Here is a 14766-nt window from a genome sequence, read left to right as displayed (position 1 = left end):
CGGCCCCGGAGGGGGGCGTAGTGGGTGTGGCAGCGCGCCCGTCATGGGCTGGTGTAAACTTCAAATATGACTATTTTACTGTATGCGCTGACCGCCATCCTTTACGCCGGGCTGGCGGTTTGTTCGTGGCAAGGATACCGGCGCGACGCCGCGCTCGCTCTGGCGGGCGGGCGGGTCGCGCCTGTGCCGGTCACGGGCACCCCGTCGCGCTGGCCGATGCAGCTTTCGCTGCTCGCTGCGCTGCTGCTGCACGGGGTGTTGCTGCATCAGACTATCTTCCGCGCGGACAGCATGCACTTCGGTTTCGCGTACATGCTCTCGGCCATGCTGTGGCTCTCGGTCGGCATTTACTGGATCGAGAGTTTCTTCTTCCCGCTCGACAGCCTGCGACTGATGGTCACACCCGTGGCCGCCGTTGCGTGTCTGTTGCCGATGATTTTTCCGGATGTGCGCATTCTCGGTTTTGCCGCAGATCCGATTTTCAAGGTGCACTTCATCATCGCCAACATGGCCTACGGGCTGTTCGCACTGGCCGCGCTGCACGCGCTGCTGATGATTTATGCCGAGCGGCAACTGCATCCGTCGCGCAGCAATGAGGCGACCGGCTGGCTTTCGCGCTGGCTCGAGACGTTGCCGCCGCTGCTCACGATGGAGAAATTGCTGTTCCGGTTGATCGGTGCCGGGTTCGTATTGCTGACCCTGACGCTGATTTCCGGTGTGATGTTCTCCGAGGCGCTGTTCGGGCGCGCGGTGCGCATCGATCACAAGACCGTGTTCGCAGTGGTGTCGTGGCTGATGTTCGGCGCGGTGCTGCTGGGCCGGCACTTTTATGGGTGGCGCGGTAAGGTCGCGCTGCGTTGGGTTCTGGCGTCGTTCGTGGCGCTTTTGCTGGCGTATGTCGGCTCTCGCTTCGTGCTTGAGGTGGTGCTGCATCGCATAACGGAGACTTGAAGCGCGATGCGCAATATCCTGCTGTTACTGGTGTTGTTGGTGGCTGGCACATGGTGGATGCGGTACAACGAGCGTAAGCGCAACACCGAGCGCGATGAGCGCAACGAGCGCAACGAACAGCGGCGTCCGCCGTCGGCGAACGGTCCGCGCCCGACCGTGCGCGAAGCGCTGCCGCCGACGGAGCGTATGGTGCAATGCATCGAGTGCGATACCTACCTTCCCGAGAGCGAAGCCATCGGCGGTTCAGGCGGCAAACATTTTTGCAGCGCTGCGCACCGCGACGCCTATCTCACGCGCGAACACCGCGCCTGAGTCCCGCTGCGCAGCCAGACTGCGCAGCGATTCCGAATTTCCCCCTCGTCTCTGGCATGGCGCTCGAATGGGCCGCCTTGCGCATGCCTGTCGCATGCACTAAAACACAGTAACCGGCTCTGTATAAAAGAACCATAACAACAGAGACGAGATGACAGGAGGGCGCAACATGCTAATGCGCAGACGGATGTATTTTCTTCTTCCCGATCTGGCCAGTGCCGGGCGCACGATGAGCGATTTGCTGCTCGCCCGGATCGACGAGCGTCACATCCACTTTATGGCACGTGACGAAATGGACCTGGAGGGACTGCACGAGGCTAACCTGCTTCAGACTTCCGATATCGTGCACGGCGCAGAAGCCGGACTCGTGATCGGCGGGTTCTGTGGTTTGGCAGTCGGTGCAGTCGCCGCGTTTTTCCCCATCGTGGGCACACGTCCCCAATGGGAATTGATGATCGTGACCGCACCTCTCGGCGCGCTCTTCGGCGCCTGGGTGTCGAGCATGATCGGTGTGTCGGTGCCGAACTCCCGGCTCAAGGCGTTTCGCGAACCGCTCGAGCGCGGCATGATCCTGCTCATGGTGGATGTGCGCGACGGTCGTGTTGACGAGATTCGCGACATGCTCAAGGAGCATCACCCTGAAGCGCATATGGAAGGAGTGGAGTCGGCAATTCCGGCATTTCCGTGATGGATGGCAACGAACGAGGCGATCGGATCGACATCGAATACCGGATTGACGCAGGAGACGAGTATCACCGGCCGGGAACGGCCAATAGCGCCGCACCTGTGAGCGGCGCGGGGTGGTGCGCGTGTCGTATGACACGAGTACGACGCCATCCCAGGGCGTGGTCACGCCCACAGAAGCCTCTCGGCCAAGCACGGCGGGAGGCTTCTTCTTTGGGAATTCGCCATCGCTATCGCCCAGTGGCCCGCAGGCACCCGGCAACAGGCGATATGTCGACGCACTGCTCGCATCCGGCATGCCGGGCATGCTGGCGGCAGGCGCGGGCCAAGTGGGCTACAATGGCGCCCCTCGCTCTACGGGAGTTCGCCATGCCCGTCATGCTCCAGTCATTTGCGTCCCCTAACGTTGCGCCTCGGTCGTGTGATCGTGTTGAGCGGCGCACCTTGCCGATGCCGCGAGGTCGCGCATGAACGCGCCGGATCAACGTCCGTCGCTCACCCTCGATGCCAACGGATGGGTGCGCGAAGCCGAACGTCTGCCGTCGCCCAATTTCGACACGCGGCCCGACGGGATGCCGACCGACCTGCTCGTGGTGCACAACATCTCATTGCCGCCGGGTCAGTTCGGCGGCGATGAAATTGCGGCATTTTTCCAGAATCGGCTCGACCACGATGCGCATCCGTTCTTCGACGAGATTCGTGGCGTGCACGTCTCGTCGCACTTTCTGGTGCGACGCGATGGTGCGTTGCAGCAGTTCGTGTCGTGCGATGCACGGGCGTGGCATGCGGGGGCGTCGTCGTTCGAAGGCCGTTCGCGCTGCAACGATTTTTCAATCGGCGTTGAGCTTGAAGGCACCGACGAACTGCCGTTCACTGCGGCGCAGTATGCAACGTTGGCGGCGCTCACGCGTGCGTTGTGTGAGCGTTATCCGATTCAAGCCGTGGCCGGACATGCCGACATAGCCCCGGGCCGGAAGACCGATCCGGGACCGCATTTCGAGTGGCAGCGATTGCGCCGCATGGCGGATCTGAGCCCCGAAGCATTGCCGTTTCAGCCGGCCGATTAATCCCCATCCGGGGACAGGTTTTGCTTGACAGGGCGATGGCACGGGCGTCCCCGGCGCGTGAAATTTTTGGGTTTGCGGAGTGCGTCATCTCCACTATACTTAGTGCCAATTCCAGTGCCGACCACTACATCTAGTGGTTGATGTCGGGTTCGGCCCAGGATGCAATAACCATCAATACCGTGCTTGTCCCGCGGCGTTTAGTGGGGCGGCACAGCAGCAAAGCCGTGCAGCGGACACCTCGAACCCTTGGCCGTCCGTCGGTCGTGCGGTGTTCAGCACTTCGCTCCATCGGCGCCCCCAGGGCGCATTTTTGCCGGCAATAAAACTGGTAGAGACGCGCTAACAGCACCATCTCATTGGAACGGGAGTTTTTACATGCAGACTAACGAAAACCTCACCCGCCCGAACCCCACGCCCGCCGCAGCTGCTGGCAGTGGCGCGGGTGCGTCGGCGCCCCAGACGACGGGCGCATTCGAGCCGGCCACCAACGCCGACTTCAAAGTGATTCGACGCAACGGCGCGGTGGTGGGTTTCGAGCCGTCGAAGATCGCCATCGCTGTGACCAAGGCGTTTCTTGCCGTGAACGGCGGTCAAGGTGCGGCTTCGGCGCGCGTGCGCGAACTCGTGGAGCAATTGACGCAGAACGTCGTGCGCGCGTTGGTGCGTAGCCGTCCGAACGGCGGTACGTTCCACATCGAAGATATTCAGGATCAGGTCGAACTCGCGCTCATGCGCGAAGGTGAGCACAACGTGGCTCGCGCCTACGTGCTGTACCGCGAGAAGCGTTCGCAAGAGCGTGCTCAGGCGGTCGAGACCACGCAGGAAGCCGCTGCGCCCGACGCGCCGGTGCTGCGTGTCACCGACGACGGTGTGACGCGTACGCTCGACATGGCCGTGCTGCGCGGCGTGGTGCAAGCCGCCTGCGAGAATCTCGGCGATGAAGTCAAAGCCGATCCGATCCTGACGGAGACCATCAAGAATCTGTACGACGGCGTGCCGCTGTCGCAGGTCTACGATTCGGCGATTCTCGCTTCGCGTACGCTCATCGAGAAGGAACCGGCGTATAGCCAGGTCACGGCCCGTATCCTGATGCACACGATCCGCCGCGAAATTCTCGGCGAAGAAGTGCCGCAGGGCGAAATGGCTGCGCGCTACATCGAGTACTTTCCGCGTTTCATCAAGCAAGGGGTTGAGGCCGAACTGCTCGACGAGCAACTGCTCTCGTTCGATCTGGCCAAGCTGGGCGCCGCGCTCGACGCGTCGCGCGACCTGCAATTCAACTACCTGGGCCTGCAGACGCTGTACGACCGCTACTTCCTGCACATCGACAGCCATCGTATTGAAATGCCGCAGGCGTTCTATATGCGTGTGGCAATGGGTCTGGCGCTCAATGAAGTCGAGCGCGAAGCGCGTGCGATCGAGTTCTACCAGATTCTGTCGAGCTTCGACTTCATGAGTTCGACGCCGACGCTGTTCAATTCGGGCACGCGTCGCTCGCAGCTCTCGTCGTGCTACCTGACGACGGTCTCGGACGATCTGGAAGGTATCTACGAAGCGCTCAAGGAAAACGCACTGCTCTCGAAGTTCGCGGGCGGTCTGGGCAACGACTGGACGCAGGTTCGCGCACTTGGCTCGCACATCAAGGGCACGAACGGCAAGAGCCAGGGCGTGGTGCCGTTCCTGAAGGTGGTCAACGACACGGCCGTGGCCGTGAACCAGGGCGGCAAGCGCAAGGGCGCTGTCTGCGCGTACCTGGAAACGTGGCACCTGGACATCGAAGAATTCCTGGAACTGCGCAAGAACACGGGCGACGATCGTCGTCGTACGCACGACATGAACACGGCGAACTGGATTCCCGATCTGTTCATGAAGCGCGTGATGGAAGGCGCCGAGTGGACGCTGTTCTCGCCGTCGACCTGCCCGGATCTGCACGACAAGTACGGCAAGGCCTTCGAACAGGCTTACACGGCCTACGAAGAGAAGGCCGCGCGCGGCGAGATCAAGCTGTTCAAGAAAGTGCCGGCGCAGGCGCTCTGGCGCAAGATGCTGGGCATGCTGTTCGAAACCGGCCATCCGTGGATCACGTTCAAGGACCCGTGCAACATCCGCTCGCCGCAGCAACACGTGGGCGTGGTGCACTCGTCGAACCTGTGCACGGAAATCACGCTCAACACGAGCGAGACCGAAATCGCTGTGTGTAACCTGGGCTCGGTGAACCTCGTGGCTCACCTGAAGCAGACGGCCAACGGCTACGCGCTGGATCACGAAAAGCTGCAGCGCACCATTCGCGTGGCGATGCGCATGCTCGATAACGTCATCGACATCAATTACTACGCGGTGGCGAAGGCGCGCAATTCGAACCTGCATCACCGTCCGGTGGGCATGGGCATCATGGGCTTCCAGGACTGCCTGCACCTGCTGCGCACGCCCTACGCGTCGAACGACGCAGTCGAGTTTGCCGATCGTTCGATGGAAGCCGTGTGCTACTACGCCTACTGGGCGTCGACCGAGCTGGCGAAGGAACGCGGTCAGTATTCGTCGTACAAGGGCTCGCTGTGGGATCGCGGCATCCTGCCGCAGGATTCGCTTAAGCTGCTGGCCGAAGAGCGTGGCGGTTATGTCGACGTCGACCTGTCGAGCACGCTCGACTGGGACAGCCTGCGCAAGCACATCGCCGATCACGGCATGCGCAACTCGAACTGCGTGGCGATCGCACCGACCGCGACGATCTCGAACATCATCGGCGTCTCGGCCTGTATCGAGCCGACGTTCCAGAACCTGTACGTGAAGTCGAATCTGTCGGGCGAATTCACGGTGGTCAACGAGTATCTGGTGCGTGACCTGAAGGCTCGCGGCCTGTGGGACGAAGTGATGGTCGCCGACCTCAAGTACTTCGACGGCTCGCTCGCCCGTATCGATCGCGTGCCGGCCGATCTGCGCGAGATTTACGCCACGGCGTTCGAAGTCGAGCCGAAGTGGCTGGTCGAGGCGGCGTCGCGTCGTCAGAAGTGGATCGATCAGGCGCAGTCGCTCAACATCTATATGGCGGGCGCTTCGGGCAAGAAGCTCGACGAGACGTACAAGCTGGCTTGGACGCGTGCACTGAAGACCACGTACTACCTGCGTACGATGGCTGCAACGCACGTCGAGAAGTCGACGGTGAGCCACGGCGCGCTGAACGCGGTGAGTTCGGGGGGGGTGACGCCGAGCGGAAGCTTCTCGGCCGAGCCGAGCTCGCCGCTGGCACAACCGATGCCGGAAGCCGAAGGCGCGGTCTGCACGATGCGTCCGGGCGACCCTGGCTTCGAAGAGTGCGAGGCTTGCCAGTAAGCTGAGCGTGCCGAGGTGCCCGACAGGGACCCGGCACCTGGGAAAAACCCCGTCGCCCTTGCGGGCCGACGGGGTTTTTTCTTGGGTGATTCGTCTGGCGATCTGGCCAGATCAGGCCAGATCGATGCGCATCGACAGGTCGAGCGTTTGTCCGTGCGCCAGCACGACGTGATCGTCGTCGAACTCGCCGACCCGGTGTGTCGACGGCTCGAGGCACAGGTACGGACGTCCCGCCGGCGAGTGCAGCACCAGCCAGGTGGTGTTGTCGCTGCGCACGGTGACCGAGCGCAGGCCACCAGCGTAGTCGATACGCGCGTCGAATCGTCCGGACTCGGAGGGCACTTCGGCGAACCAGGTCGATCGTCCCCCGGTATCGAGTCCGCCGCCGACGGACACGACTTCCATCGCGCCGACATGCACACGCTGCTCGCTCGGCCAGCGGATGTCTTCAGAGGGCGAACGCCAGATGGCTTCCGATTCGAACATCAGACGCGCGCCCGCAGGCCAGCGGAAGTACGGGTGCAGCCCGAGTCCGGCCGGCATGTCTTCGGCGGAGAGATTGGTGATCGACAACAGCATGTCCACCCCGTGCTCGTCGAGCGACACCGAGAGGTACGCCTGATAGTGCCAGGGCCATTCGGGTTGGGCGGGGCTGTCGAGTTGCAGCACACAACAGTCAGGGCTCTCGTCGACGACGTCCCACTCGCGCCGCAGCCCCCAGCCGTGCAGCGAACTCGACGCCGCAGGCGCCTCGCGAACGCCAATCGTGCGCTCGCGCCAGTGCAGGGTGTCGTCGCGCAACATATTGGTATACGGCAGCATCGGAAAGGCACCGGCCTTCGGCCATTCGTCAGACGAGAACGGTTCGTTGCCCAGCGGTACGAGGTAGTCGAACAGGTCGCCGCGCGTGTCGCGGCGAGCGAGTCGCGCGAGCCGGCCGCCGCAACCGGGTTGGACTTCGGCCACGAGCGAGCCTTTCGAGAGGCGGATCGGTTTGCCTGGCGTGAGTATGCGTGGGGTCGGGCCTGGCGAGCCCGCTTGAGTCTGTGCGCTGTCGGCGCTTGGGAATGTCATCGTCGGTATCTCCTTCGTCGGCGTCTGGCGGTGGCGCGCGCCGGAATCTGCCGTTCCGGTCCGCTGCGCGGTGACGCTCGCCGCCACAGGATACGCCAATGTGACGCCACCCTCTCCGGAGGCAGCGCCATGACTGTCGTGCGACGCCGTTTCGTGGCAAGATGCCGGTCCCGCGAGACCGGATGCCAATCGGCTAAGGGAAATCGCCAAACACTAGGTATAGTGGTTATCGTGCGGTGCGACACTATATCTAGTGTCGCGTGCTGGAATGAGTGACGTAATTGTGCTAAATTGGAGTCATTCAATTCGACGTCGGGAGGTCATGATGTTGTTATCGCTCTCGTGTCGGCGTTGTTGTTCAAAACTGCGCAATTGCGCATCTGCATTACCCCCGAAACACGGCAACTTTTCCGGCGAACTTCGCACTGACGGCGATAGGTCGCCGACTGCCGGATCGCAAGTTTTTTGTCAGCCTTCGCTCGCGAACGGCTGATCTGTCACTTCGGCGATGTGCGCGCCTGTGTGCATCGCATCAACCTGAACGGACTGAGACCCTATGCTTAACTGGGAAGAAGACACCACCTCCGCCAAACCGGCTGCTCCCTCCGCCGCTCCGGCGCCTGCGTCGAACATTCTTGGCACCCAAGGGGATACCCCGAGTGTGATCGCTTCGCAGTCGACGCGTCGCGTGAGTGCGTCCGACAAACGCGTGATCAACGGCACGACGGATGTGAACCAGCTGGTGCCCTTCAAGTACAAGTGGGCCTGGGAGAAATATCTCGCGGGTTGCGCGAACCACTGGATGCCGCAGGAAATCAACATGTCGCGCGACATCGCCCTGTGGAAGGACCCGAACGGTCTGACCGAAGACGAGCGCCGCATCATCAAGCGCAACCTCGGCTTCTTCGTGACCGCCGACTCGCTCGCCGCGAACAACATCGTGCTGGGCACCTATCGCCACATCACCGCGCCGGAGTGCCGCCAGTTCCTGCTGCGTCAGGCGTTCGAAGAGGCGATTCACACGCACGCTTATCAGTACATCGTCGAGAGCCTGGGACTGGACGAAGGCGAGATCTTCAACGCGTATCACGAAGTGCCGTCGATTCGCGACAAGGACGAATTCCTGCTCCCGTTCATTGAAGTCGTGGCCGATCCGTCGTTCCAGACCGGCACGCAGGAAGCCGACCAGAAGCTGCTGCGCTCGCTGATCGTGTTCGCCTGCATCATGGAAGGTCTGTTCTTCTATGTCGGCTTCACGCAGATCCTCGCGCTGGGCCGTCAGAACAAGATGACGGGTGCTGCAGAGCAATATCAGTACATCCTTCGCGACGAGTCGATGCACTGCAACTTCGGCATCGATCTGATCAATCAGGTGAAGCTGGAAAACCCGAACCTGTGGACGCCGGAGTTCCGCGAAGAGATTCGCGAGCTGTTCAAGAAGGCGGTCGAGTTGGAGTATCGCTACGCTGAAGACACGATGCCGCGCGGCGTGCTTGGTCTGAACGCGGGCATGTTCAAGAGCTATCTTCGCTTCATCGCGAACCGTCGTTGTGCCCAAATTGGTCTCGAAGCGCTCTACCCGAACGAAGAGAATCCGTTCCCGTGGATGAGCGAGATGATCGATCTGAAGAAGGAGCGCAACTTCTTCGAGACGCGTGTGATCGAGTACCAGACCGGCGGTGCGCTGAGCTGGGACTAAGCCCAGAGTGAAAAATGTGTGCTCGCTGCAAAGCGAGTATCCATGCGGGTTTCGAGAGGGTGGTGTGTGCGTGCATGACACGCGTGACCAGCAGCAAGAGAAGCAAAAAAGAACGTGCAGGTCACGCACATCATCCTCACTCGCAAGACGTTTCGATCGCTTCGCAAGTGCTTCGCAAGTGCTTCGCATGCGTCGACATGCGAGTGCGATGTGCATCAAATACAACAGATTGACTTCGTCATTACGAATGTTGTGCGCTTTTTTACGTGCAAAGTATTAACATCGCATCACAAAAGAATTATGATTCGCTCAAATAAATTGCAGTCTCGATGAACACACGAAAGCACATTGCTTTCCTCCCGCGACAGAGAGCTGGTAGTTACGGAGCGTAAAAACCTTGGTGCATAGCAAGCAGTATCGCTTATCCGCTATCGCAATCTCCTCCATCCCGATGACGGGACAGGCAAGCTACCCCCCGAAGAATCTGGCGAATCCCCCTTCTCAAGACAATCGAATTGCTGGCGGCAATGTCGCCGGCAATTTTTTTGCGCGCGTGACCACACACGGTCAGCGTCATGCGTGCAGCGCCGAATTCATTAGCGTAAGCCGTCGTTGTCCGATGCGTACGCCGATGAATAGCCCGCTCGCCGGCGGTTCACCGCACGGTGGTCGGGTTTCCTTCTCAGGTGGTTTGTTTGAGTGATCTTTCACGTTAAGGAGCAAAGTGATGGCTACTACTGCTAAGAAAAAACCCGCAGCCAAGAAGGCTGTTGCCAAGAAGCCGGTAGCGAAGAAGGCTGCCGCCGCCAAGAAGCCTGTCGCCAAGAAGGCTGTGGCTGCTAAGAAGCCGGTCGCGAAGAAGGCAGCTGCCGCCAAGAAGCCGGCAGCGAAGAAGGTTGCTGCCAAGAAGCCGGCAGCCAAGAAGGTTGCGGTGAAGAAGGTTGCCGCCAAGAAGCCGGTCGCCAAGAAGGCAGCAGTGAAGAAGGTTGCTGCCAAGAAGCCGGCAGCCAAGAAGGCAGCAGTGAAGAAGGTTGCTGCCAAGAAGCCGGCAGCCAAGAAGGTTGCGGCGAAGAAGCCCGCTGCCAAGAAGCCTGCTGCTAAGAAGCCCGCTGCTGCCAAGAAGCCGGCAGTGAAGAAGGTTGCTGCAAAGCCTGCTGCGGCTCCGGCTGCGGCACCGGCAGCACCGAAGACGGCGCTGAACCCGGCAGCGGCATGGCCGTTCCCGACCGGCAGCCGTCCGTAATTCGAGTGCCGATGCAGGAACCAGGGCACTTAGGTGTCTTTTGATCGAGTAGGCCTACTCGATCCGAAACCCGCTGTGATGAGCCATCGTCGCAGCGGGTTTTTTCATGGCGCAAATGAAAACGGGCGACCTGAGTCGCCCGAGTCATGCGTGCGCAAGCGCGATACGAGATTGCCCCCGGCAAGTACCGCGCGCGTCAGCGCAACGTGAAGACTTAGTGCGTCACACGTGTCACGCCGCCGCTCGAGAGCAGACGCACGCGCTGTCCCGGCTGGAACGCCTCGTCGGCATCCTGCGTGATCGCACGCAGCTCGCCGTTGTCGAGTCGCACCGTGATTTCCAGACCCGCCTTCTTGCTCATGCGGCTCTCGATGGCTTGACCTGCCACTGCGCCCAGCAGACCGCCGACGATGCCCGTCGCAATCGAACCGCGGCCGCCACCGATGGCGCTGCCGCCGATGGCACCGAGCGCGCCGCCGCCAGCGATGCCGAGAATGCCCGGGTCGCCGTTGCTGCTGTCGATCGTCACCGGGCGCACCGATTCGACCGTGCCCATGCGCACGACCTGTTCGCGTTGCGCCTGACGGCTGTTGTAGACGCTCGCAGAATTGCTCGGGCCGAACGCCGTGCAGGCGGACAGAGAGAGCGAAGCCGCGGCAGTGAGAATAATGAGCGGTGTGGTCAGTCGTGCCATCGTTGTGCCTTTTCTAAGATCATTCGAAGCGGTGGCCGAACGCTTCTGCAAATTGCGCCTCGATTTCGCTGCGCGCCGGTGCATACGTCTGCGGGCCTTGCTCGGCAATCTTGAGTGAACCCATCAGGCTGGCCAGGCGGCCGGTCGTCGGCCAGTCGAGGCCCTTTTCAATGCCATACAGCAACCCGCCACGGAACGCATCGCCGCAACCGGTGGGGTCGACGATGCGCTTGGCGCTCACGGCAGGAATGTCGTGTTGCTTGCCGTCGGCGAAGATCAGGGCCCCGTGTTCTCCGCGCGTGACGACAAGTGCCTCGACTCGGGACTGCAGGTCTTCCATCGACCAGCCGGTCTTCGAGCAGAGGAGCTTGGCTTCGTAGTCGTTGACCGCGAGATACGTTGCGAGTTCCACCATGCGGCGCAGTGCCTCAGCCGAGAGCAGCGGCAAACCCTGGCCCGGATCGAACACGAAAGGCACTCCCGTCGCGGCGAAGCCTTCGGCGTGGGTAAGCATGGCGTCCGGGGCATCGGGGGCGACGATACCGAGCGTGGCGCCTTTGACATCGGCCACGCGATTCTCCGCCGAAAACATCATTGCGCCGGGATGGAAGGCGGTGATCTGGTTGTTGTCCAGATCGGTGGTGATCATGGCGTTCGCCGTCATGCTGTCGGTGACGGTGCGCACGAATTCCGTCGTCATGCCAAGCGATTGGAAACGCTCGAGGTAGGCAGCGCCATCGTCACCGACCGTACCCATCACCACCGGCGACCCCCCCAGCAGATGCAGGCTGTAGCCGATGTTGCCGGCGCAGCCGCCGAAGTTGCGGCGCATCGTCGGCACGAGGAAGCTGACGTTCAGGATGTGTACCTGATCGGGCAGGATGTGCTCGCCGAAGCGGCCTTCGAACGTCATGATGTTGTCGTAGGCGAGCGAGCCGCAGATCACGGTAGTCACGGAACAGGTCCTTGCGAAAGGTAATAAGGGGGGGCAACAAGGGCGGCAGCAGATGACTCTCAGTCGAGCCGCCTCATGCTGTCAAAAAAACTGGCCGGCGCATCCGTTGCGCCGGCACGGGAACTGCGATCCGGCGCGCGCCGGTCGAATCGACCGACGCGGGCGAGCCGGCTGAACGGCGGTGATTTACGACAGGGCGGCGAGCGCGGCGTCGTAGTTCGGTTCGTTCTTGATCTCGGGCACGAGTTCGGCGTGGATCACGCGGTTATCGGCGTCGAGCACCACGACGGCACGGGCTGCCACACCGGCGAGCGGGCCGGTCGTGATCGCCACGCCGTAGTTCTTGAGGAACTCGCGACCGCGCATGGTGGAGAGCGTGACGACGTTGTTCAGGCCTTCGGTGGCGCAGAAGCGGCTCATTGCGAACGGCAGGTCGGCCGAGATCACGAGCACGACAGTGTTCTCGAGCTTGCCTGCGGCTTCGTTGAATTTGCGGGTCGAGGTGGCGCAGGTCGGCGTGTCGAGGCTCGGCACGATGTTGAGCACCTTGCGCTTGCTGGCGAAGTCCTCAAGCGTGACGTCCTGCAATTTGGCGTTGACGAGCGAGAATGCCGGTGCGGTCTGACCCTTCTGCGGGAACTGGCCGTCGACTTCGATGGGGTTACCCCCGAGCGTGACTTGGGACATCAATATCTCCTGAATTGAGTGCAACAGCGCTATCAAGGATAGAACGCGAGCACCCGGTAATTACTGGCTAGCGCTGCCTGCGCCGACAATCGTAACCGAATCGTGCGTTCCTTGCGTGAAGCCAGCCCGGCCTCGCGCTGTGCGGCATCGGTAACGTAGTCGCTGGCCGCAAAAACGCGTCGCACGACGGGCTTGCCGTCGATGTCCGACAGCGTTAGTTCGAGCGATGGCCAGGCTACCGCGTAGTCCGCCTGATTGCGGATGAACACGGTGAGCGTCATGGGGACGGCGTCGGCCAGGGAGGCAGACGCCGCGCTTGCCGTTGCGTCGGTGGCGTCTGCTGCGCCGGCGTCGTCGGTGACAAGCGTCACGCTGGAAAGCTGAATCATGTCCGGCTGACGCGGCGGTGCGATCGTCACATGCATCGGCCGGCAGATAGCGGCGAACACGCCGCGCAATGCCGGAACCCGGTCGACCAGTGCGGCGTGTTCGATCCAGGCCCACTGTGCAGCCAGGCCGAGAATCGCCAGCGTGAGCAGCACTCGCCAAATCACGCGGCCGGCACCGGGGCGTTGCGGTTGCCCGGCGAGGTGGATCGATGTCGGCGGCCCGGCGCGGGGGGACGAGGCGGTGGATGCGGTCGGCGCGGTGAGTCCTGCGGGCTCGTCGTCGTCGATGTAGCGCCCCGGGCCATGTTGCATTTGCGCCCGGCTTTCGTCGGCGGTGCCCAGCAATGCGGCGATGGCGGTGGGCGTGAGCATCTCGGGCACCGGCGGCCGTTCGGCGCGGGGGACGGATTCGTTTGCCGATGCCGCAGATACCACTTTATCGATCGGCAGCGACGACACCTGCGGTTCGCCCGCGATGTCGTGGGTAACGGGGCCGTGCGGCGGGACGGTATCGCTGAGGGCAGTGCCATCGTCTGGCGTCGCACGCATTGCCTCGGCGGCCGGCGCGTCACTTGCGTCGCTGGGCGCATCGCAGAGATAGGTGCGTCCGTCGAACACTTCACGACAATTGCCGCAACGCACCAAGCCGTCGCGCAGCTTGAGCTGATCCGCGACGACGCGAAAGACGGTATGGCAGTGGGGGCAGCGAGTAGCGAGAACGCGCGAGGGCTGGGTCATGGGACTCGAAGGCTCGGCGCGTTGTGCGCGGTTTAGCTGGCGGCCTGCCCGTGCAGGCAGACCCAGCCATCGTAAGCGCGCCAGACCGACATCTTCATATAGGGCGCGTAGGCGGCGATCACTTCGTCGGCTTGTCGTTCCAGCACGCCGGACAGCGCGAGGCGTCCGCCCGGTGCCACCCGCGAGGTGAGCATCGAGGCCAGCAGCTTGAGCGGATTCGACAGGATGTTGGCGACCACAATGTTGAACTGGCCGTCGCGCAGGTCATCGGGCAACCCGTATTCGACCGGCGCGTGATTGCGTTCGCTGTTGTAGCGGGCGGACTCGACGGCCTGCGGATCGATATCGATACCAATGACCGGATCGGCGCCGCACTTGCGCGCAAGAATTGCCAGAATGCCGGAGCCACAACCATAGTCGAGCAGCGACTGGCCCGGCTGTACGTTCTGTTCGAGCCACTCCATGCAGAGTCGCGTGGTCGGATGGCTGCCGGTGCCGAAGGCCAGACCCGGATCGAGTTCCAGGATGAGGGCGTCGGCGTCCGGGGCGTCATGCCACGACGGCACCACCCAGATCCGCTGGCCGATCTGCATCGGCTCGAACTGCGATTGCGTGAGGCGCACCCAATCCTGCTCCTCCACGTCACGCAAGGTGAACGCGGGTGATGCGGCGAGCCCCAATTCATTGACCGCCGCCGCGAGCAGCACGGCGGCATCCTGGTCTTCCCCCACCAGCGCGACCACGCGCGAGTGCTGCCACGCGGTGTCCGGCGGGGTGAGACCAGGCTCGCCGAACATCGGTTGCTCGTCGGGCGTGTCGGCGTCCGCGTCTTCCACCGAGACGGACAGCACGCCGAGATCGAGCAGGGCGTCTGACAGGGCCTCGGCTTGGGCACGGGCAACTTCTACGACGAGTTCGCGATACATAGCGAGTAGTTCCTGCG

At 62.3% G+C, this 14766-nt stretch carries 13 protein-coding genes; 7 read left to right on the top strand and 6 right to left on the bottom strand.

All coding sequences use genetic code 11. The features are described 5' to 3' along the window. Nucleotides 1-66 precede the first annotated feature (66 nt). From C266_RS24975 to C266_RS24955, 5 genes are all read left to right on the top strand, one after another. A complete protein-coding gene (locus C266_RS24975) occupies nucleotides 67-951 on the top strand; it encodes an inner membrane protein YpjD (protein ID WP_010803940.1) in 885 nt (294 codons plus the stop codon). A gap of 6 nt (nucleotides 952-957) precedes the next feature. Further along, nucleotides 958-1263: a PP0621 family protein gene (locus C266_RS24970; RefSeq protein WP_010803941.1), complete on the top strand. Its 306-nt coding sequence runs from the start codon at nucleotides 958-960 to the stop codon at nucleotides 1261-1263. Nucleotides 1264-1438: 175 nt separating this feature from the next. Then, nucleotides 1439-1951, top strand: a complete 513-nt coding sequence (locus C266_RS24965; protein WP_010803942.1) for a DUF1269 domain-containing protein — start codon at nucleotides 1439-1441, stop codon at nucleotides 1949-1951. 463 nt (nucleotides 1952-2414) lie between these two features. Continuing rightward, nucleotides 2415-3014, top strand: coding sequence for a 1,6-anhydro-N-acetylmuramyl-L-alanine amidase AmpD (gene ampD / locus C266_RS24960; RefSeq protein ID WP_010803943.1), 600 nt, complete (start codon nucleotides 2415-2417; stop codon nucleotides 3012-3014). Nucleotides 3015-3389: 375 nt separating this feature from the next. After that, nucleotides 3390-6344: a ribonucleoside-diphosphate reductase subunit alpha gene (locus C266_RS24955; RefSeq protein ID WP_010803944.1), complete on the top strand. Its 2955-nt coding sequence runs from the start codon at nucleotides 3390-3392 to the stop codon at nucleotides 6342-6344. 111 nt (nucleotides 6345-6455) lie between these two features. On the opposite strand, the gene C266_RS24950 is transcribed toward C266_RS24955, so the two are convergent. Continuing rightward, nucleotides 6456-7418 (bottom strand): hypothetical protein, encoded by a 963-nt coding sequence (locus tag C266_RS24950; RefSeq protein ID WP_010803945.1) that lies wholly within the window; start codon nucleotides 7416-7418, stop codon nucleotides 6456-6458. 556 nt (nucleotides 7419-7974) lie between these two features. Here C266_RS24950 and C266_RS24945 point away from each other — a divergent pair. Continuing rightward, nucleotides 7975-9117, top strand: a complete 1143-nt coding sequence (locus tag C266_RS24945; protein WP_036664344.1) for a ribonucleotide-diphosphate reductase subunit beta — start codon at nucleotides 7975-7977, stop codon at nucleotides 9115-9117. Nucleotides 9118-9844: 727 nt separating this feature from the next. Then, nucleotides 9845-10360 (top strand): histone H1-like DNA-binding protein, encoded by a 516-nt coding sequence (locus C266_RS24940; RefSeq protein ID WP_010803947.1) that lies wholly within the window; start codon nucleotides 9845-9847, stop codon nucleotides 10358-10360. A gap of 214 nt (nucleotides 10361-10574) precedes the next feature. Here C266_RS24940 and C266_RS24935 read toward each other — a convergent pair whose 3' ends face one another. From C266_RS24935 to prmA, 5 genes are all read right to left on the bottom strand, one after another. Then, nucleotides 10575-11054, bottom strand: coding sequence for a hypothetical protein (locus C266_RS24935; RefSeq protein WP_010803948.1), 480 nt, complete (start codon nucleotides 11052-11054; stop codon nucleotides 10575-10577). A gap of 19 nt (nucleotides 11055-11073) precedes the next feature. Continuing rightward, on the bottom strand, nucleotides 11074-12009 hold the full coding sequence (locus tag C266_RS24930) for a carbohydrate kinase family protein (RefSeq protein WP_010803949.1): 936 nt from the start codon (nucleotides 12007-12009) through the stop codon (nucleotides 11074-11076). Between the two features lie 186 nt (nucleotides 12010-12195). Then, entirely contained in the window at nucleotides 12196-12696 is a 501-nt protein-coding gene (gene tpx, locus C266_RS24925; protein WP_010803950.1) for a thiol peroxidase, read from the bottom strand. Between the two features lie 32 nt (nucleotides 12697-12728). Further along, nucleotides 12729-13823: a DUF3426 domain-containing protein gene (locus C266_RS24920; protein ID WP_010803951.1), complete on the bottom strand. Its 1095-nt coding sequence runs from the start codon at nucleotides 13821-13823 to the stop codon at nucleotides 12729-12731. A gap of 32 nt (nucleotides 13824-13855) precedes the next feature. Next, complete coding sequence (gene prmA / locus C266_RS24915; RefSeq protein WP_010803952.1) at nucleotides 13856-14749, bottom strand: 50S ribosomal protein L11 methyltransferase; 894 nt, start codon at nucleotides 14747-14749, stop codon at nucleotides 13856-13858. Between the last annotated feature and the right edge of the window lie 17 nt (nucleotides 14750-14766).

Origin of the sequence: Pandoraea sp. SD6-2, from assembly GCF_000389825.1 — a bacterium.
In the GTDB taxonomy this organism is placed as follows: Bacteria; Pseudomonadota; Gammaproteobacteria; order Burkholderiales; family Burkholderiaceae; genus Pandoraea; species Pandoraea communis.
This window is presented reverse-complemented; position numbering and strand designations above follow the sequence as displayed.

Bases quoted from the DNA above. Each gene is read 5' to 3' on its own strand.
- C266_RS24975 (WP_010803940.1), top strand. From the start codon at position 67: ATGACTATTTTACTGTATGCGCTGACCGCCATCCTTTACGCCGGGCTG.
- C266_RS24970 (WP_010803941.1), top strand. From the start codon at position 958: ATGCGCAATATCCTGCTGTTACTGGTGTTGTTGGTGGCTGGCACATGG.
- C266_RS24965 (WP_010803942.1), top strand. From the start codon at position 1,439: ATGCGCAGACGGATGTATTTTCTTCTTCCCGATCTGGCCAGTGCCGGG.
- ampD (WP_010803943.1), top strand. From the start codon at position 2,415: ATGAACGCGCCGGATCAACGTCCGTCGCTCACCCTCGATGCCAACGGA.
- C266_RS24955 (WP_010803944.1), top strand. From the start codon at position 3,390: ATGCAGACTAACGAAAACCTCACCCGCCCGAACCCCACGCCCGCCGCA.
- C266_RS24950 (WP_010803945.1), bottom strand. From the start codon at position 7,418: ATGACATTCCCAAGCGCCGACAGCGCACAGACTCAAGCGGGCTCGCCA.
- C266_RS24945 (WP_036664344.1), top strand. From the start codon at position 7,975: ATGCTTAACTGGGAAGAAGACACCACCTCCGCCAAACCGGCTGCTCCC.
- C266_RS24940 (WP_010803947.1), top strand. From the start codon at position 9,845: ATGGCTACTACTGCTAAGAAAAAACCCGCAGCCAAGAAGGCTGTTGCC.
- C266_RS24935 (WP_010803948.1), bottom strand. From the start codon at position 11,054: ATGGCACGACTGACCACACCGCTCATTATTCTCACTGCCGCGGCTTCG.
- tpx (WP_010803950.1), bottom strand. From the start codon at position 12,696: ATGTCCCAAGTCACGCTCGGGGGTAACCCCATCGAAGTCGACGGCCAG.
- C266_RS24920 (WP_010803951.1), bottom strand. From the start codon at position 13,823: ATGACCCAGCCCTCGCGCGTTCTCGCTACTCGCTGCCCCCACTGCCAT.
- prmA (WP_010803952.1), bottom strand. From the start codon at position 14,749: ATGTATCGCGAACTCGTCGTAGAAGTTGCCCGTGCCCAAGCCGAGGCC.